The organism is Pseudarthrobacter sulfonivorans, assembly GCF_031454915.1.
In the GTDB taxonomy this organism is placed as follows: Bacteria; Actinomycetota; Actinomycetes; order Actinomycetales; family Micrococcaceae; genus Arthrobacter; species Arthrobacter sulfonivorans_C.
This window is the reverse complement of record NZ_JAVDRS010000009.1, coordinates 187,023-204,502: the sequence shown is the minus strand read 5'-3', so window position 1 is coordinate 204,502 and position 17,480 is coordinate 187,023. Positions and strand designations below refer to the sequence as shown.

At 64.7% G+C, this 17,480-nt stretch carries 17 protein-coding genes; 10 read left to right on the top strand and 7 right to left on the bottom strand.

The genetic code is table 11. The features are described from left to right. Positions 1-86 precede the first annotated feature (86 nt). The 4 genes from J2808_RS18855 to J2808_RS18840 all read right to left on the bottom strand — a co-directional run bounded on the left by J2808_RS18855 (position 87) and on the right by J2808_RS18840 (position 3,221). Positions 87-896, bottom strand: coding sequence for an anti-sigma factor domain-containing protein (locus tag J2808_RS18855; RefSeq protein WP_309819702.1), 810 nt, complete (start codon positions 894-896; stop codon positions 87-89). Then, positions 883-1,461 carry an RNA polymerase sigma factor gene (locus J2808_RS18850; protein WP_309819699.1) on the bottom strand — a complete coding sequence of 193 codons (579 nt, stop codon included), beginning with the start codon at positions 1,459-1,461 and terminating at the stop codon, positions 883-885. Before J2808_RS18850 ends, J2808_RS18855 begins: the two co-directional genes overlap by 14 nt. Positions 1,462-1,511: 50 nt before the next feature. Next, positions 1,512-2,234, bottom strand: a complete 723-nt coding sequence (locus J2808_RS18845) for a class F sortase (protein ID WP_309819697.1) — start codon at positions 2,232-2,234, stop codon at positions 1,512-1,514. A 123-nt stretch (positions 2,235-2,357) separates the two neighbouring features. Then, on the bottom strand, positions 2,358-3,221 hold the full coding sequence (locus J2808_RS18840) for a DUF4397 domain-containing protein (RefSeq protein WP_309819696.1): 864 nt from the start codon (positions 3,219-3,221) through the stop codon (positions 2,358-2,360). 242 nt (positions 3,222-3,463) lie between these two features. On the opposite strand from J2808_RS18840, the gene J2808_RS18835 reads away from it, so the two are divergent. After that, complete coding sequence (locus J2808_RS18835) at positions 3,464-4,534, top strand: quercetin 2,3-dioxygenase (protein ID WP_309819694.1); 1,071 nt, start codon at positions 3,464-3,466, stop codon at positions 4,532-4,534. 141 nt (positions 4,535-4,675) lie between these two features. Here J2808_RS18835 and J2808_RS18830 read toward each other — a convergent pair whose 3' ends face one another. Continuing rightward, the gene (locus J2808_RS18830) at positions 4,676-5,914 is read right to left on the bottom strand and encodes a DUF3500 domain-containing protein (RefSeq protein WP_309819692.1); all 1,239 of its coding nucleotides are present in this window, start codon (positions 5,912-5,914) and stop codon (positions 4,676-4,678) included. A gap of 220 nt (positions 5,915-6,134) precedes the next feature. On the opposite strand from J2808_RS18830, the gene J2808_RS18825 reads away from it, so the two are divergent. Further along, a complete protein-coding gene (locus tag J2808_RS18825) occupies positions 6,135-6,749 on the top strand; it encodes a TetR/AcrR family transcriptional regulator (RefSeq protein WP_309819690.1) in 615 nt (204 codons plus the stop codon). Here J2808_RS18825 and J2808_RS18820 read toward each other — a convergent pair. Both J2808_RS18820 and J2808_RS18815 read right to left on the bottom strand, forming a co-directional pair. Beyond that, positions 6,746-7,408 carry a cyclodeaminase/cyclohydrolase family protein gene (locus J2808_RS18820; RefSeq protein WP_309819689.1) on the bottom strand — a complete coding sequence of 221 codons (663 nt, stop codon included), beginning with the start codon at positions 7,406-7,408 and terminating at the stop codon, positions 6,746-6,748. The genes J2808_RS18825 and J2808_RS18820 overlap by 4 nt on opposite strands. A gap of 25 nt (positions 7,409-7,433) precedes the next feature. After that, entirely contained in the window at positions 7,434-8,189 is a 756-nt protein-coding gene (locus tag J2808_RS18815) for a ZIP family metal transporter (RefSeq protein WP_309819687.1), read from the bottom strand. 117 nt (positions 8,190-8,306) lie between these two features. On the opposite strand from J2808_RS18815, the gene arfB reads away from it, so the two are divergent. The 8 genes from arfB to J2808_RS18775 all read left to right on the top strand — a co-directional run bounded on the left by arfB (position 8,307) and on the right by J2808_RS18775 (position 17,410). After that, positions 8,307-8,729, top strand: coding sequence for an alternative ribosome rescue aminoacyl-tRNA hydrolase ArfB (gene arfB, locus J2808_RS18810; RefSeq protein WP_309819757.1), 423 nt, complete (start codon positions 8,307-8,309; stop codon positions 8,727-8,729). Between the two features lie 149 nt (positions 8,730-8,878). Continuing rightward, positions 8,879-10,450 carry a sugar ABC transporter ATP-binding protein gene (locus tag J2808_RS18805; RefSeq protein ID WP_309819685.1) on the top strand — a complete coding sequence of 524 codons (1,572 nt, stop codon included), beginning with the start codon at positions 8,879-8,881 and terminating at the stop codon, positions 10,448-10,450. Continuing rightward, positions 10,447-11,469 (top strand): ABC transporter permease, encoded by a 1,023-nt coding sequence (locus tag J2808_RS18800; protein ID WP_309819683.1) that lies wholly within the window; start codon positions 10,447-10,449, stop codon positions 11,467-11,469. Before J2808_RS18805 ends, J2808_RS18800 begins: the two co-directional genes overlap by 4 nt. Beyond that, positions 11,459-12,472: an ABC transporter permease gene (locus J2808_RS18795; RefSeq protein WP_309819681.1), complete on the top strand. Its 1,014-nt coding sequence runs from the start codon at positions 11,459-11,461 to the stop codon at positions 12,470-12,472. Before J2808_RS18800 ends, J2808_RS18795 begins: the two co-directional genes overlap by 11 nt. Before the next feature lie 53 nt (positions 12,473-12,525). Continuing rightward, the gene (gene rhaS / locus J2808_RS18790; protein WP_309819679.1) at positions 12,526-13,617 is read left to right on the top strand and encodes a rhamnose ABC transporter substrate-binding protein; all 1,092 of its coding nucleotides are present in this window, start codon (positions 12,526-12,528) and stop codon (positions 13,615-13,617) included. Between the two features lie 152 nt (positions 13,618-13,769). After that, positions 13,770-14,234, top strand: coding sequence for a hypothetical protein (locus J2808_RS18785; RefSeq protein ID WP_309819677.1), 465 nt, complete (start codon positions 13,770-13,772; stop codon positions 14,232-14,234). Beyond that, entirely contained in the window at positions 14,231-15,928 is a 1,698-nt protein-coding gene (locus tag J2808_RS18780; protein WP_309819675.1) for a DUF5671 domain-containing protein, read from the top strand. The genes J2808_RS18785 and J2808_RS18780 overlap by 4 nt, the downstream gene beginning before the upstream one ends. Positions 15,929-15,964: 36 nt before the next feature. Beyond that, positions 15,965-17,410: a DUF5129 domain-containing protein gene (locus J2808_RS18775; protein ID WP_309819673.1), complete on the top strand. Its 1,446-nt coding sequence runs from the start codon at positions 15,965-15,967 to the stop codon at positions 17,408-17,410. The last annotated feature ends 70 nt before the right edge of the window (positions 17,411-17,480 follow it).

The window sequence follows — 17,480 nt, the reverse complement described above, 5'->3', positions numbered from 1 at the left end:
CTTACAAACGAGGCTGAAATGCGCCGACGCCCAAAGCAACGTGGCTTCACGGTCCGAAGCATGGAGTAACGATGCGGCGGAGCGACTCAGGAATTGAGCGTGCCGCGGACGATGCTGACGCTTGAGTGCCCGGGATTTCCATCCACGGGCTCGTCGGAGACGTCCACGATGGGGAAATCGGCAAGTTCCAGGCCGGCGGGCAGCTCGAAGGTGCCAGAGTCCGAATTCATGACGCCCAGGCTGACCAGCCGTGAGAGGTCCGGGGCGATCAGCCAGACCTCCTGGTAACCCTGGGCCTCGTCCTTGCTGAGTTTCACTTCAAGCGTGCGGGAGCCGTCCGCGGCCCTGATCACCTTCGCGGAACCTGTGGCGGAGTGCTGGGCGAGCGGGGTCAGTTCCGCTTGGGCCAGCGGTTGGGGGGCCCGGTTCAGGCTCCACACCGCAGCTCCGGCCACCAGCAGTGTTGCCGCCGCAGCGGCCAGCCAGGTTCCGGGGCGCTGCCACCACGCAGCCGTCCGCCGGCTGTGTCCGGCGGTCTGCAGCTGTTCCCGCGGCTGCGTCGGCTCGGGCTGGCGGGCGGGTTGGGGAAGCCGCGCCTCTGCGGGCGCTGGTGCGACTTCGGGTACCGGCGCAGCTCGCCGGACCGAAGACAACGGGTCTTCCTGCACGGCCTGGGACAGGCCCAGCTCCCGGTGAATGCCGGCCCACACCTGCGGGCCGGGGGCCTCAAGGCTGTTGGCGTCCGGTGTGGTTTTCATGGCGTCCACTGCGCGGCGCAGGGCCGCGTAGTCCGCCGTGCACGCACTGCAGCTGCGAAGATGCTCCCGGCCCTCCTCGTCCAGCCCGTCGTCGTACAGCGCGAGGAGGCTCAACCGTTCCGGATCAAGATGCGGCATGGTCTACCTCCAATCTGTTTCTCAGGTGGGACAAGCTGCGGCGGATGTGGCTCTTGACCGTACCAAGGGGAAGTTCAAGTTTCCGGGAGATCTGCTCATGCGTCAGGTCTTCGAAGAAGGCGAGCTTCATGATGGACCCCTGGGGTTCGCCGAGCCTGTCCAGCTCGCCGTCCAGGAGCAGCCTGTCGGCCAGGACCTCGGCGGTTTCCAGTCCGGGATCCGCCTCGTCCGGTCCCCGGACTCCGGCGACTGCGAGGACTTTCCGGATTTCCCTGCTTGAGGCGGACTGGGCGTCGGAGATGACGTTCCGGGTAATGCCCACGATCCAGGCGGGGAGCCGTGCCACTTGGGGGTTGAAGGTGCTCCGGGAACGCCAGACCCGGATGAAGACTTCCTGCGTGACGTCGTCAGCTGCGGATCGGTCCCGCAGGGAACGCAGGGCCAGCGTGTGCACCAGCGGAGCGAACTCACGGTAGGCCGCTGCCAGGGCACGTTCGTCGCCCGCCATGAAGGAGGATGTGAGCCCATCGTCCCACCCGGAGGACGCCTGGTCAGGGAGTGCCAAACTGGATTCCTTCCCGGCATCGGTGACGAGAACCACGGCTGGATCACCGCTCACTCAAGGACCGCGGTGACAATCACATTGTCGCTGTAGTCCATTCGTTCGTCCAGCCACCGGCCGCCGCAGGTGACCACCTTGAGTTCGTGCGGGCCGGTGCGGCGGAACAGCGAATCACCGTCAAAACTGTCCTTGGCCATGAGTTCCACGGAGACCACACGATAGGTCAAAGCAGGCGCATCCTGCCTGCCCACCTGCAGGGCCGTCCCCGCAGCCAGCGACTTCAGCTGGGAAAAGGGCGCCCGGTCCGACGTGGTGTCGATGTGCCCGGCGATGACGGCGGTGCCTGCGGCGGCTCCGGGGGCCGGGCCGAACCGGTACCAGCCGGCCCGGTCGAAGGCCTCCGGTATTTCCATGGCGGCGCCGGCTGCCACACCCACGGGCACAACGGCCATGTTGATGGACGTTCCGGCCACGGTGAGCGAGGTCGGAACCGGCGCCGCACGCGCCGCGGCTTGCGGTGTTGCTGGCCGCACCGGGATTTCTGCAGGTGTTTGGGTCGTCGGTGCCGGAGCTTCTGGCGGCGCAGTGGTTCCTGGGGAGGGATTCCCGCCCGCAGCGCTTCCGGCCGTGGCCGCCGTGGAAGCTGCCTCCGGCACGGACGGGGTTGTGGGGCCGCATGCGGGAAGCAGCAGTGCCGCCGCGGCTGCAAACGCGACCCGCCAGCGAACGGACGCACGACGGCGGGACTCGCCTGCCGTCGTCGTGCTTTGCTTCATGACCGGCCTTCCCGCAACAAGCACCTGCTGCTTTGGTTGATGAGGGGTAGCCCGGCCGCCGGCTGGTTGCCGGCGGCCGGGCTTCTTCCTGCTGGACCCGCCTCGCTGTTTGGCGTGTTGGTATTACGATTTCCGCAGTTCGGCGATGGTGCGGGCCATGCCGATGCCGCCCAGGAGCAGGATGAGGGCAGTAGCGGCGAATCCGACCGTGACAACAACCTGTCCGGCCGAAACACTGCCCGAGATGCCACTGGCGGACGATCCGTCATTTGATGAGCCGTCACGGGCTCCCGGTACCGAGCCCGGAGCCGAGTGCAGGCCCTCGATGGTCTGCACGGCCAGCTGCAGGTTCTTGTCCGCAACGCTGCCCCAGGCGTAGACAATGGTGTGCGTACCTTCTGCGACGGTTACGTCGGCCGGGCCGATGACGGGGGCCGTGGTGCCGGTGGCAGCCACTGCAGCCGAGATGGTTCCGGGGTCCAGGGTCAGGGTCTGCTCGCTGGGGTTGGCCAGGTTGGACACCACGGCGGCGCCACCGGCGAGCACATCCACGGCGGGTGCCGCGGAAGTGTGCCGGACGGTCAATTTGCCCTTGCCCGCCTCGATTTGGGAGACATCATTGGTAAAGAGGTTGGCCGTGGGATTGCCTGCTGCGTCGAGGTTGGCGACGGCGGTGTAATTGCCGTCCGCGGCCAGGGTCACGCTGACGGGCCCGATGACGGGGGCCGACGCGTCGGCGGCATCCGAGGCCGTGATGGCGAGTTCGTAGGCGCCCGGTGGCAGCGCCAGCGGGCCTGCCAGGCTGCCGGGGGCGAAATCATCCAGCGTGCGGTCGCCGTTAACCCAGACATCGACTGTCAGCCCGGGCACGCCGTGCAGTACTGAAAGCTGGGCGTCCCCCTCGGCAGCCTGGGCGGGGCCGGCGAGGGCGATTGCTGCCGCAATTGCCGCTGCGCCTGCTCCTGCTGTGAAAATGCTCTTGCGCATGTTCTTCTCCTTCATCGGCCCGCCTGGCGGGCATCTTTGCTTACACCCCTACTACCGGCGCAGCATCGGATGTGGATGCAGATGCACAGAAATTCCTTGAGGCAGTTTTTACAGTGGTGCGCCTGGAGTCGTTATGCCTTGCCAGATAGTTTTCAATCAATGAAATCTTGACTCCTGTCTGTGACGAATTTCGGTCATGCTTTTCCGGAACCCAACTGGGCGAAACAGGAAAGAAGGAACCGATGTCCCTCAGCGTTGAGGAAATGAACCAGCAGTTGCCGGTGTCTAACGCCTTGCCTGGCGAGGCAGTGCCCTACTACATGGCCTCGGGAGAAGGTGCCCGCTACGAGATCAACGGGCAACTGGTGACCGTGATCGCCCGCGCCGCCGACACCGGCGGGATCTTCAGCGCCGCGTACATCTCAGGCGGCATGGGGGCGGAGTCACCCTTCGTCAGCCACAAGGTGGAGCACAAGACCCTCTATGTCTTTGACGGCATCCTGCACGTGTGGCTGCCCGGCGAGAGCCGAATCCTCACCCCCGGAGACTCTGTGGTCATCCCGCCCAACACGCCGCACGCCTACCGGATGGCCAGCCACTACACCCGCTTCCTGAACTGGATGACCCCCGGTGGCGCCGAGGCCTACTACGAGCGGGTGGGCACCCCGATCGATTCCCACGTTCCGCCTGTGCGGGCCGGCCACAAGGCCAGCCTCCAGGAACAGGCAGAGGTTGGCGCCGAGTTCGGTATCACGTTCCCGGACGTGGAGCGCGTCACGCCCACCTTCAAGCACGACGCCGGCCTGCCGCCCACGCAGAGCCCCTACTTCCTCAGCGCCCACGAAGGCGAACGCCTGGCCAGCTACCAGACGATCTTCACCTACCTCTCACGGCCGGCGAACACGGGATCCAACTACTTCGCTGTGCACACCAAGGGTGCCAAGTCCCCGTATATCCCGCTGCACTTCCACTCGGAGCACACCGAGAACTTCCTTGTCACCGAAGGGCGTATGTGGCTGTATGCGAACGGCCGCGAGATGCTGCTGACCAAGGGGGATTTCGTGCACGCCCCGGCCGGCACCATCCACTCGTTCGCTTTCGATTCCCACAACACCCAGATGGTGGGTTTCCTGACGCCGTCGGTCTTCAACGGCTTCTTTGAGTACTTCAACAAGCCCACCGAGGACTACATGTACACCGAGGGCGGGGCGCCCTACATGGACATGGAAGGCTTCGGCCGGGCTCAGGCGGAAATGGACCTAACCGTGGTTGGTCCTCCTCCGCAGCGGCGGACCGCACTGGAAATCTCCTAGCTCCTCCCCCAAGACCCAAGGCAAACCAATGGCCCGGACCTCCGAAAGGAAGTCCGGGCCATCTGTTCTTAAACCAACGCGGGGTCACTTCCGGCCCAATAAAGTGCATTTATTGGGCCGGAAGTGACCCCGCGTTGCCGTCTACCGGGATGGGTACTGCTTCACCAGTTCACGGCCGTAGTCGTTGCCATTGGGTGTCCGCACCACGGTGTGCATGTGGAACGGGGCGGGCTCGTCGTTGCTGAGGAATACGCCTGTGTGGTGGTCCAGTTCCAGGATCACCACCGGGCTCTGCAGCCTGAAATAGAAGGCTTCTTCCCCCTCCCAGCCGCCAATCCAGCTGAAGAAGCTCTCGTCGTAGTGCTCGGTGATCTCGCGGCGACGGGCAGCCCGCGGACCGTCGGGCAGGTAGGCGATGAAGTCGTCCACCACCGCGTCCAGGATTGCCCGGGCTTCGGGCGGCATGCCCTCCACCGGGATGCCCTCGTACGGGATGACCCGGTTGTCCTGGAAGCATCCGCCAAGGTGCCGCTCGTCGCCCGCGTGCAGACGGCCTTCGGGCATTGCAGGATCCACCATCGATTCATACACGGTGGCTTCCGAGCGCAACCCTGAAGGCAACGCAGCCATCAGCTGCCGCGCCAGGGCGATGCGCTCCTTGAATACCGCCATACCCTGGTACGGCCCGGCGTCGATGACATCAGGCTCGGCGCCCATAAACACCGGCGAGATCACCAGCTGGGTTCCGGCCACCAGGCAGTTGAGCGCGGCGTGGGGGCCGAACAGCTGCCACCCCCACGGCTTCGTCTCGGACGGTTCCCCATAGAGCGCAAAGTTGTAGCTGAACTCGTTCATCAGCAGCGGCAGCTCCACCAGTTCACCGAGGAAGCCGTTGATCCGCATGAGGTTCCGGACCAGCTCAAAGCCGGCGGGACTCAGTGACGCTTCCACAACGGCGAACACGGCATCGCGCACCGGGGCGTCCAGTTCGTCGAGGCGGAGTCCCGTATCGTGCTGCATGAACTCCGGGTTCGCCCAGCTCTGCCATTCCGGAGCATCGACGGCATATCTCAGCCGGGAGGCCTGTTCAAAGGTGACGGCATCCAGTAGCCTGCGGGCCGCGGCCACCATGTCCGCGGCGGGCGCTTCCTCCCCCGCCCGCGCCGGAGCCAGCGGATACAGCCCGGGGCGGAGGACGCCGTCGTCCGTGATACCTGTGAACGGCTGCGGATACAGCGTCTGCCAGCCCTCGATCATGGGCCCGGCAAAGGAATCCCTGGTGGCGGCCTCAGCGTACTCGCGCGCGTTCAGGCCGCGGATCTCCGCCACCCGCGGGTGGTCGGGGGCAAAGAGGTAATCACGGAACGACGACGCGGTCACGGGCCTTCCCTTCCTGCTCGTTGTGCTGGTTTTGCTGTTCCCCGCGGTGGGGCCGGCGCGGCCGCTCCCGCTTGTGGGAGGCGCCTGCCCTGCGGCTGGTTCCTACCCTAAGGCAAACATTTACCAGGTTGGAATAGTTTCATGCAGAAATCTTTACCGACCTGGAAAGGAACATTGGTAGGCTGGCCATCACAGCACCAGTCCCCGGGAGGGCACAGGCATGACAGAAGTGACGCGGCCACCGGCGCGCACCGGCCGGCGGGCGCCGTACGCCAACGGTGAGCGCAAGCGCGCCGAGCTGGTTGATGCGGCCTTCGCGGTTTTTGCCGAAAAGGGGTTCCAGCACCTGTCGATCCGCCAGATCGCGGAAGAAATCGGGACCAGCCACACCGCCCTGCTGCACCACTTCGGGGGCAAGGATGCCCTGCTGGAAGCCGTGCTGGTCCACCGCGAAGAACGTGAAGGACCATGGCGCCGCACGCTGCTCCAGGAGAAGGGCCTCCTGGAAACGGTGCCCGAGGTCATGCGCCACAACGCCGGCATCCGCGGTGTGATCCAACTGGATGCCACCCTGCGGGCCGAAGCCGTGCGCCCCGATCACCCGGCCCATGCATTCATCCTGCGCCGGGACCAGGAAATCATCGCCTCACTGCGGTCCGAGTTTGAGCGGGAAATCGGTGCCGGCCGGGTGGCGCCGCACCTCGACCCTGCAATTCTTGCCCGCCAGACGGCGTCACTGATCGAGGGGGTGCAGCTTGCCTGGCTCTACGACGAGTCCGTGGACATGGCCGCAGCCGCGAGGCACTTCCTGCAACTGCTTAGCGTCCCGGCTTAAACGTTGTCGGTTGGGGCGGCGCGGTGGTCTATCCCGGCAGTAAGCCCGTCGATCTGATCCAGCGCGGCCGTGAGCCGCTCCACCGTGGCCCACAGCACCGGATGCTGCTCGCGGACCTGCTCAAGCGCTCCGCCCGCCTTGGTGAGCGCGGCGAGATCGAAACTCACATTGGTTCGCGCACCTGAGACGGCTGCCCTGAGGGCACCGAACGCTACAACAACGTCAGCAACCAGTGCCGGATTGCCGTTGGCGGCCAGCCAGCCCAGGTCTGCTATGGCATCGATAGCCCGGTCGCCGAGCACTGCGGATGATTTGGCTGCATTGACGGATGCCTGATGGATGGCATCGTCGCGTTCCGGTCCCGGCTCGAGCCGAAACGCCGCGCCGAACGCCTGGGATGCCGAGGCGTCCTCGTCGGCCAGCCGAAGCGCGGCCTCCCGAAGCGAATGCGCCCGCGCATGGATGTTGGCAAGCTCGGAGCGTCGGTGATGGTCAGTTTCGGTGTAACCGGCAACCATCGACGTCAGGGATGCGGCGATGGCCAGCATCACTCCGGTCCCGGCGCCACCACCCGGCGAGCCGGTGGATTCCGCCAGTGCCCGCGTCCAATCATCCACCGTCGAGCGTTGAGTCGTAACGTCGTCAGCATCATCGTCCATGACACCAGTGTGCGCTTTGTTGATTTCAACCGCCCACGCGGTGGATGGTAAAAGCGGTCAGGAAGCCAACCGACGCAGTAAACCCGGTCAAGTTATGGTGTTCTTCGAAGGCCTCCGGGATCATGGTGTCCGCGAGCATGGCCAGGATTCCTCCCGCGGCCACGGCCGTGATGAACGCGATCAGTTCAGCCGGCGCATTCTCCAAAGCTGCATAGCCGAGCAGTGAGGCGAGCCCGCAGAAGACGGCGATTCCGGTCCACGTCCCGAATACATAAGCCGGACCCCGGCCCGCCTTCTTCATCCCCGCGGTGCTGGACAACCCCTCGGGGACATTTGAAATGAAGACGGCGGCGAGCATGGCCGGGCTGACCGTCCCGGACGCCAGGATTCCAAGTCCAAGAACCACCGATTCAGGGATCCCGTCGATCAAGGCACCGATTGCTATGGCCGTGCCGCTGCCCGGCGCTTCCTTCTCTGAGGGCTGCTTCTCCCCTGACCGCTTCCGGTGCTTTGCCCCGGCGCGGGCAAGCAGGACATTGGAGCCGACAAAGATCAGCGCGCCGGCCAGAAATCCAATCACGGTGGGGAGCAGTCCGCCGCCCTCGACAGCTTCATCGACCAATTCGAAGGCCAGGGCCGAGATCAGGACGCCGGCCCCAAACGCCATCACGGTGGACACCCACTTTGGCGGGATTTTCCACAGCCAGGCGATCCCGGACCCCAGAACCAGAGCCCCGCCGGCAACCGTCCCCCACATCAGAGCCTGCAACCACATCGGCATAATTCCTTCTCTCCAGGTCGACTCGGCTCCATGGGTTCACCCGAGACGATGGTAGTCCGGTGGGGCGGCACCGTAGGGGAGGCTCTGATCGCGCCCATACTGTGCAACGCTGGTTCCATGGACCTGGAGGTATCGCCCGCGCTGACGATTCCGTCGTCCGAACTCGGCTGGCGCTTTTCGCGCTCCTCGGGACCCGGCGGTCAACACGTCAACACGACGGACAGCCGTGCTGAGCTCTCCTGGAACGTGGCCGGCTCTGCGGCGCTTTCGGACGTCCAGCGGCTGAGGCTGCTCACGCGCCTCGACGCACGTCTCACTGCCGGAGTGATCACCGTGACTGCCTCCGAACAACGCTCCCAGCTGCGCAATCGGGAGATCGCCCTGGCGAAGCTCGCCGGCCTCGTGGCAGCAGCTCTCGCTCCCGATGCTCCTGGCCGGAGGGCAACCAGACCCACCCGCGGGTCCAAACGCCGGCACCTCGCCGCAAAACAACAGCGCTCGGCAACCAAACAGCAACGCAAACGACCCACTGCAGAATAGCGTCGTCCGGACCGGAACAGCAGTCCGCACCGCCGGCAGCCGCGGACGGCAGAATTCATCCGCGGATGTGACAGTTGACACTTCCCGAAACGTGCCCTACCTTTTGGATAGGTTGAAAATGAATCGTTTCATTACAAAGGAGTAACCGCATGGACGGGACCGGCATGCATGACGTCGACCTCCGCAGCGACGCGGCTGAAATCGTACCTCCCGTTCCAGTCCTGGAACTGCGGGGTATCCACAAGTCCTTCGGAGCGGTCAAGGCCCTCCAAGGAGCAAACCTGAGTCTCTATCGCGGCGAGGTCACGGCCCTCGTGGGGGAAAACGGCGCCGGAAAGTCGACCATGGTGAAAACCCTGGCCGGCCTGCACCAGCAGGACCGCGGCGAGGTCATCCTGAACGGCGAAGAGATATCGTTCCGCGACCCGCTCCACGCCCGGGAGGCAGGTATCGCAGTCATTTACCAGGAGCCCACGATGTTTCCGGACCTGACCGTCGCGGAGAACATCTTCATGGGCCGCCAGCCTCTTGGCTCCTTCAGGCGGATCGACCGCAAGGCCATGCGTCAACAGGCCCTGGAACTTTTCAGCCAGCTGGGGGTGAAGATCGATCCCGACCGTATCGCCCAGGGCCTTTCCATCGCCGACCAACAGGTTGTGGAGATCGCCAAAGCGATCTCCCTGGATGCCCGGATCCTGATTATGGATGAGCCCACCGCAGCCCTCAGCGGTGTCGAGGTGCAGCGGCTGTTCACTGTCACCCGGACGCTGCAGGCGCGGGGAGCAGCCGTCCTCTTCATCTCCCATCGCTTTGAAGAGGTTTTCGCACTGGCTGACTGGATCACGGTCATGCGGGACGGCGCCCACGTGGCCACCGCTGCCGCTTCTGAACTCACCGTGGACCAGGTGATCCGCCAAATGGTTGGAAGGGACGTTGCTTCCCTCTTCCCGAAGCAGGACGCAGAAATCGGCGACGTGACACTTGAAGTCCGGAACCTGAGCCGCAGGGGCGTCTTCCACGACGTCTCTTTCACCGTCAGGTCCGGGGAGATTGTCGGCCTCAGCGGCCTGGTGGGCGCCGGACGTTCCGAAGTGGCCCGCGCCATCTTCGGCATCGACAAATATGACACCGGTGCAGTCATCGTGCATAACCACCCCCTCAAGGCACTCTCCCCCAAGGCTTCCATGGCCGCTGGCATCGGCTTCGTTCCCGAGGACAGACGCAAGCAGGGCCTGGTGATGGAACTGAACGTCAGCCGCAACCTGACGCTCACGCTGCGCAAGCGCCTGAGCCGCTTCGGGCTGCTGAGCAGCAAGTCCGAGGCCAGCACCACCAACGAGTGGGCGAAAAAGCTGCAGATCAAGGCTGGCTCCCCCGAGTCACCCATCTCAACACTCTCCGGCGGCAACCAGCAAAAAGTGGTCCTGGGAAAGTGGCTTGCCACCGGTCCGAAGATCCTCATCATCGATGAACCGACACGAGGCATCGATGTCGGCACCAAGTCCGAGGTCCACAGGCTCATTTCCGAACTGGCAGGGACCGGACTGGCGGTCCTTATGATCTCGTCCGAACTCCCGGAAATCCTCGGCATGTCGGACCGTGTACTGGTCATGCACGAAGGCCGCATCACCGCCGAACTCAGCCGCAGTGAAGCCACCGAGGAAACGGTGATGACAGCCGCCACCGGAGTCGATTCCGCCGACAAGGAGACCCACGCGTGACCACAGTAGCCCTCCGCCCCCAGCCGTCCCTGGCCTGGCTGGGAACATTAACACGTTCCCGGGAATTTAGTGTGTTCCTCGCCCTGGCAGCGCTTGTTGCCGTGACGGTTGCGGTGAACCCCCGCTTCCTCGGTGCGCAGAGCACCAAGGACCTGCTGCTCAACTCTTCCATCCTCGTGATCCTCGCCGTGGGCCAGGCGGTGGTCATCATTACCAAGAACGTCGACCTCTCCGTCGGATCCGTACTTGGCCTCACGGCGTTTGCGACAGGAAAGATCTTCATCGCACTGCCCGATCTGCCCGTCATCGCAATGCTGGTGATCGGTGTGGGCATCGGCACGCTCCTGGGCGCCGTGAACGGGGCACTGATCGCCGTGGCGAAGGTTCCGTCCCTGGTGGTTACCCTCGGCACCCTCTATATCTTCCGGGGTGTTGATTTTGCCTGGGCGCAGGGCCAGCAGATCAGCCCATCCAACCTGCCCCAGGCATTTCTTGACCTGGGCAGCGGTGCACTCATCGGGCTCCCGTACCTTGCCCTCATCGCGCTTATTGTCGTTATCCTATTCGGGCTCTATCTAAGGAACATGCGCTCAGGACGCGAATTCTATGCGGTCGGTTCGGATGTGCTCGCCGCGCGGCTCTACGGAATCGGCGTCGGACGGAAGGTGTTTATTGCATTCGCCATCTCGGGCGCGCTGGCGGGCCTCGCGGGCGTCATTTACGCCGCCAAATACGGCAACCTTGATGCCACCGCGGGCCAAGGGCTGGAACTGAACGTCGTCGCCGCCGCCGTCGTGGGGGGCGTCGCAATCGCCGGCGGTGTCGGCACTGTTTACGGGGCAGCCATCGGCGCAGTCCTGTTGACCACCATTACCTCCGCCCTGCCGGTTCTGGGCGTATCCCCGTTCTGGCAGCGCGCCATGATCGGTGCGCTGATCCTGGCCTCCATTGCCCTTGACCGCTACCTTGCCGTCCGCACCGAGCGCCGGCTGAGAGGACACGATACCCATGCTGGCTGAAACAGCACGGCCGACGGCCGCCCCGCCCACACCTCCGCGTTTAGGGTTCCTGCGGGGCTGGGACACAGCAATCATTGCCGCGGTCCTGGTCAGCATCCTGGTGGCTTCGTTGACAGTGGAAGGCTTCGCCTCCCCCCGCAATACCGGGTTCCTGCTGATTGACATGATTCCCATCCTGTTGCTGGCGCTGCCGATGACGCTGATCATCCTCACCGGCGAAATCGACCTCTCGGTGGCCAGCATCGCAGGCTTCATCAGCTGCCTGTTCGGTGCGTTATGGAGCAGCGGCCTTCCGCTGGAGACCATCATCCCGCTCTGCCTCTTACTCGGAGCGGTCTCCGGCGCCGTCAACGGTTTTCTGGTGTCCGTCGTGGGATTGCCTTCGCTCGCCGTAACCATCGGAACGCTGGCACTGTACCGGGGACTGGCCTTTGTGGTCCTGGGAGACCAGGCCGTAACCAGCTTCCCGCGGGCCATCACCACGGCACTCCAGGCAAAAATCGGGGCAACCGGCATTCCGGTCTGGATCATCCCGGTCCTCCTCCTCGCGCTGGTCTTCGGCGTTGTCCTGCACTTCACGGGCTTCGGCCGCTCCCTGTTCGCCATCGGCTACAGCGAGGACGCCGCACGCTTCGCCGGCATCACGGTGGCACGCACCAAGTTCTGGCTTTTCGTTGCCTCCGGGGCCATCGCCGCACTCGTCGGGATCTGGTGGACGCTGCGGTACGGCAGCGCCCGGGGAGATAACGCGACCGGGCTGGAGCTGTCCGTCATCGCCGCCGTGCTGCTCGGCGGCGTGTCGATCTTCGGCGGCAAAGGCAACCTGCCCGGCGTCATCGCAGGCGTCGCGCTGCTTGCCATCCTCCGCAATGCCCTGCAGCTCGCCAGCGTCCCGGAGGACACGCTCTCCATGTTGACCGGCGGACTCCTGATTGCAGCCGTCGTGGCACCCAACGCCATTGTGTGGGGCCGCACTCTCCGCAGGAAACCACACACCACCTAGCCGTATTTCAGCACACCCTGCAACAACGACGTTCACAAGGAAAGGCACCAGCCATGAAATTCAGCAGCAAAGGAACCCGCCGGGGCGCACCGGCCTACCTGGCCATCGCAACCGGCCTCGCCCTGGCCTTGACGGCCTGTGGCGGCACCACAGTCAACTCCGGTTCCGGCGACGGCGGAAGCAGCGCTGCTACTGCTTCAGCAGATGCGAATGCGCCGCTCAAGGAAGGTCTCAAGGTCGCCTTCCTGCCCAAGCAGCTGAACAACTCGTACTTCACCGTGACCGACCGCGGCGGCAAGACCGCCGTGGAGGAATTCAAGGGCACGTTCTCCGAAGTTGGCCCGTCCGAAGCCAGCGCGTCAAGCCAGGTGAGCTACATCAACACCTTGACCCAGCAGGGCAGTGATGTGATTGTCACGTCAGCCAATGACCCGAAGGCTATCTGTTCGGCCCTCGATGAGGCGCGGACCGCCGGCGCCAAGGTAGTGACTTTCGACTCCGACACCGATCCCGAGTGCAGGGACCTATACGTCAACCAGGCCACGGCGGAAGGCATCGCCTCGACGCAGGTCAAACTCATCTCGGAGGCAGTCGGGCCGGACGGCGGGGACATCGCAGTTCTCTCTGCCACGGCGAATGCCACCAACCAGAACGCCTGGATCGAACTGATGAAGAAGGAGCTTGCGAAGCCCGAATACGCCAAGCTGAAGCTCGTTGCGACGGTTTACGGGGATGACAACGCCCAGAAGTCCCAGCAGGAAGTGCAGGCCCTCCTGCAGCAGCACCCGAACCTGAAGGGCATCATCTCCCCCACCACTGTGGGCGTAGCAGCGGCAGCCCAGTACCTGGCAGGGTCTGAATACAAGGGCAAGGTGGCGCTGACGGGCCTTGGCTTCCCCAGCCAGCTCAAGGAGTTCGTCAAGAACGGCACCATGAAGGCCTTCGCCCTGTGGGACGTCGAGAAGCTTGGTTACCTGGCAGCTTATGCCGGCGCCGCCCTCGCCTCGGGGCAAATCACCGGAGCCGAAGGCGAGAAGTTCAAGGCCGGAACACTTGGCGAATACACCATCGGTGCTGACAAGACCGTGCTGCTCGGTGACCCGACAGTGTTCACCGCAGAGAACGTCGACAGCTTCAACTTCTAGGCGTGCTCTGATCCTGCCCACCAGGCGGCGGGAACACCCCTCAGGCCAGGGCCCTTCCTCAAGGGCCCTGGCCTGATCCACATTCTGTGAGCTGGCCGGTTGCGGGCCGGAAGACACATACAAAAGAGCTGCCGGTACGCCATACTGACGGCATGAACGCTGCGAAGGGAAAGCCCGACCGTATTCTCATCGCCATCCTGGCCGCCATTGCGGTGTTGGTAGTCGTCGCACTGGCCGTCGTTTTTACGCGCGGGGACCCTCAGCCGCTGGACGCAGCGACACCCCAGGGAGTGGTGCAGCGGTACAGCACCGCGGTGATCGCCGGTGATACGGCCACAGCCAATTCCTACCTCACGGAGGCGGCCAGGTCCTTGTGCAGCGGCTTCCGTGACAGCGGGCCGCTGCCCACACGCGTGGTTTTAGTCTCCACCACAGAGCGTGACAACACAGCCCTCGTGAAGGTCTCGGTGGTCAATTCAGGTTCGGGCGGCCCGTTCGGACCGTCCGAGTACGAAATGGAGGATCGTTTCTCCCTGGTGAAGACAACCGGCAAATGGCTCGTCGACCAGGCGCCGTACCAGCTCCAGTCGTGCACCCGATCGGCAGGGAGGCCATGAGTTCTGACATCCGGACAACAATTCCCACGGCAGGTTCCGCCCAACTCACCCTCCGGCGCCTGATCCTGTACGTTCTGTTGTTCACACTGGTGGTGATCGCAGCAGCGGGGCTCAGTGGCCTCCTGGAGCGCCTGTTCAGTACTGGCGCTCTGCTGGCATCCACCGATGTGGCCGGTGTTGCCCGCTCCCTTGCCTTCACGCTGATCGGCGGCCCGCTCGCCGCGCTCCTGTGGTGGGTTGTCTGGAAAAGGCTCGACGACGGCGCGGAGCGCAGCTCCGTTGGCTGGGGCCTGTACTTGTCAGCCGTCTATGCGGTTTCCCTCATCACCTCTGCGACGGCCATCCTGGGGATGGCGGCGTCCTTCATCGGCCAGACGGAACCTCAGTGGCATTCGCCCTTGTCGAACGGGCTGGTCTGGGGCGGCATCTTCCTCTGGCATCGCTGGATGTGGCGGCACCCTGCCAAACACCCCCTCACTCTTGACGATCTCCCGGCGGTCATCGGTTCGGTCTTCGGGCTGGTGGTGGGCGCTGTTGCCGCCATCGCGGCCGTGGGCGGGTTGTTGGACGTCGCGATCCGGGGGTACATCAGCCTGACGCCGGGCGGGGACGCCTGGTGGCAGTCCGTGCTCCGGGCGCTGGTTTGGGCCGTTGGCGGAAGTCTCGTGTGGTGGTGGCACTGGCATAGGGGCGGCGGGCGAAAACTGGACACCGCCCTGGTGGACGTGGCGTTGATTGGTGTGGGGATCTTCGCGGCGGGCATCACCGCACTCGGCGGGGCCGGCGTCGTGGTTTTTGTACTCCTCAGAGCGGCATTCGACCAGGGTGAACCGATTAACGAACTGCTGGCCCCACTGGGCCCAGCCATCGCCGCCGCTGCTGTGGGTGCTTTGGTGTGGCGCTATCACCGCGTCAGCGGGGCCCATCGGTCTGTTGCCACCCGGCGTGCGAGCCGGCTGGTGACATCGGGGCTTGCCTTGGCAGCGGCCGCGTCCGGCGTCGGGGTAGTCATCAATGCTTCGCTTGCCATGGCGGTTTCACCCCTCGCGGGCAGCGGCACACGAACCCTCCTGCTGGGAGGGATCAGTTCCCTCGTGGTGGGCGGTCCGGTCTGGTGGCGGGCGTGGAGGCCTACGAGGCAACCGCACACCGCGGACACCATTCCGCCAGGCAGGCGAGTTTACCTCGTAGCGTTCTTCGGCATCAGCGCCGTGGTGGCGCTGATCGCCCTCCTCATCATTGGCTATCGGTTCTTCGAGTTCCTCCTGGGCGAGGTAAGCGGGGGCAGCCTCCTGGACCGGATCCGAGCGCAACTCGGTCTCCTGGTAGCGGCCGGGCTCGTTGCCGCCTACCACTTTGGCCTGTGGCGGCGCGAGCACGCGCTCCTGGCAGCGGCCTCCCCGGCCACTGCGCGAACCATTGATCACGTCACCATGGTGACGGCCTCCGACCCCGCGCCGCTGTCCAGGGCCATCACCGCCGCGACCGGCGCCAAAGTCGCTGTGTGGAAGAGAGTCGATGCCGGCGGCACACCGCTACCGGCCGGCGTCGTCCCCCCGTCGGATCCTGAACTGGTGGAGCGGGTGGTCGCTGCGCTCGCCGGTGTTGCCGCCGGGAGCGTTCTATTGGTGATTGGTCCGGCGGACGGTCAGGCAGCACGCATCGAGGTCATTCCCGTGGAAACGACCAGGTAGTCGCGAACGCACGCCGCTTCGGAAAGGTGAATCACCATGCTCAAGGCGTTCAGGCTGCTGCTGATCGTGTTTGCCGTGCTGCTTGGCGGCGCCGTTCCTGCGCTCGCCGTGACTCCCACGGACGTCGTCATTGAAGACCGGGCGGGAGTCCTCGACTACAACACCCTCGTCCCGGCCATCGCCGGCATCCAATTTCACGAGCCCACGAAGGTGGCGGTGTACACCCACAACGGGAGCGCGGCCGAGAACCTGAACGAAGAAGTGCTCAGGTTCGCCCGCGCGGAACACCCGGACTGGATCAGTCCCGACGGGCAAAAGTGGGCCGACGGACTCTTCATCTTCGCGCTCGATCCTGTGGGCCGGCATGTTGGCACGTACATGGGCGAGGACCGCAAGGTCTCGCTGGAACAACGGGACAACATCCAGGATGCCGCAAAGGACCTCCTGCGGGACGCCCAATGGACGGACGGGACCATCGCCGGAGTCCGCCGCGGTGCCGAACTGATCAACCAGCCCTGGTACCAGTCGGCCGCCTTCGTGATCACGGCCTGGGTGACCGGCGCCTTGGCCGGCCTGGGCATCGGAGCATGGCTGACGGTGGGTGCCCTGACGAGGGCGGCAAGCCGGAAGGAGCTGGCACGGGGAGACCGGAGCTACGCCAGTGTGAGCACAGACCTGGACGTCACTGAACTCAATGCCGGCACCATCCCCGGGTCTCCTTCCTACGGAAGCAGTGTCCTGGAAAAACACCGTAATTTCCTCAACCGGTACAACGCCGCAACCGAGCTCTCGAACCGGGTCCATGCCCTGAATCCGAAGGCTTTGGGCCGCAGATCAAACCTCAAGCTGGTGCGGGAATACGCAGATGCGGCGGCGGAACTGGATGCCCTGGACGACGTCATTGCCGACACCAACGCGTTGCTCAACAAGTTCACCACCTGGCCCACAGCCTGGGACCGGCAGTTGGCGCCCTTCCGCAGCGACCTGGCGGCTGTGGAGCAGCTGCTCAGCAAGCGCCAAGGGCAAAGTGCCTCGGCTACCGCCGCGGCACTCAGGTCCTTCCGCGATGAAAGCCTGCGCGACATCGAGTGCTGGACCACGGAACTCTCAGACGGGACGATCACACCGGAAGGTGCCTTGGACCGGTTGCGCGACGCCCGGAGCCACCTGTCAGTTCTATTGAAGAACCACGCAGAAACAGTGGTCGAGGGCTTTGCCAAGACCGATCGCGAAGCACAGCTCATGCGCAGGGAGATGGAGAACGCGCAGGACGGCACAGACAGCCGCCACCGGCGGACTTATGAACCCAGCATCCTCGGAACGGTCTACCCGTCCTACTACTTCTTTTCGGTTCCTGCCTTCAACTCCGGCCTGAACACCGGCGTCGGCAGCGTCAGCTCCGCCAGGGGCGGCGGCGCCACCACAGGTTACGGGAGCAGCGGCGGAAGCTTTTCCGGCTCGGGCAGTTTCTCGAGTTTCTAGGTGACTTTCGGCCCTACAGGTCGGGTGCCTGAGGCAGCACGCTGGAGGCAGCAACCGTGTACCGAAGGGA

What these genes read in the sequence shown, in the direction of transcription:
- J2808_RS18855 (WP_309819702.1), bottom strand. Translation starts at nt 896, where the DNA reads ATGCCGCATCTTGATCCGGAACGGTTGAGCCTCCTCGCGCTGTACGAC.
- J2808_RS18845 (WP_309819697.1), bottom strand. Translation starts at nt 2,234, where the DNA reads ATGAAGCAAAGCACGACGACGGCAGGCGAGTCCCGCCGTCGTGCGTCC.
- J2808_RS18840 (WP_309819696.1), bottom strand. Translation starts at nt 3,221, where the DNA reads ATGCGCAAGAGCATTTTCACAGCAGGAGCAGGCGCAGCGGCAATTGCG.
- J2808_RS18835 (WP_309819694.1), top strand. Translation starts at nt 3,464, where the DNA reads ATGTCCCTCAGCGTTGAGGAAATGAACCAGCAGTTGCCGGTGTCTAAC.
- J2808_RS18825 (WP_309819690.1), top strand. Translation starts at nt 6,135, where the DNA reads ATGACAGAAGTGACGCGGCCACCGGCGCGCACCGGCCGGCGGGCGCCG.
- J2808_RS18820 (WP_309819689.1), bottom strand. Translation starts at nt 7,408, where the DNA reads ATGGACGATGATGCTGACGACGTTACGACTCAACGCTCGACGGTGGAT.
- J2808_RS18815 (WP_309819687.1), bottom strand. Translation starts at nt 8,189, where the DNA reads ATGCCGATGTGGTTGCAGGCTCTGATGTGGGGGACGGTTGCCGGCGGG.
- arfB (WP_309819757.1), top strand. Translation starts at nt 8,307, where the DNA reads ATGGACCTGGAGGTATCGCCCGCGCTGACGATTCCGTCGTCCGAACTC.
- J2808_RS18805 (WP_309819685.1), top strand. Translation starts at nt 8,879, where the DNA reads ATGGACGGGACCGGCATGCATGACGTCGACCTCCGCAGCGACGCGGCT.
- J2808_RS18795 (WP_309819681.1), top strand. Translation starts at nt 11,459, where the DNA reads ATGCTGGCTGAAACAGCACGGCCGACGGCCGCCCCGCCCACACCTCCG.
- rhaS (WP_309819679.1), top strand. Translation starts at nt 12,526, where the DNA reads ATGAAATTCAGCAGCAAAGGAACCCGCCGGGGCGCACCGGCCTACCTG.
- J2808_RS18785 (WP_309819677.1), top strand. Translation starts at nt 13,770, where the DNA reads ATGAACGCTGCGAAGGGAAAGCCCGACCGTATTCTCATCGCCATCCTG.
- J2808_RS18780 (WP_309819675.1), top strand. Translation starts at nt 14,231, where the DNA reads ATGAGTTCTGACATCCGGACAACAATTCCCACGGCAGGTTCCGCCCAA.
- J2808_RS18775 (WP_309819673.1), top strand. Translation starts at nt 15,965, where the DNA reads ATGCTCAAGGCGTTCAGGCTGCTGCTGATCGTGTTTGCCGTGCTGCTT.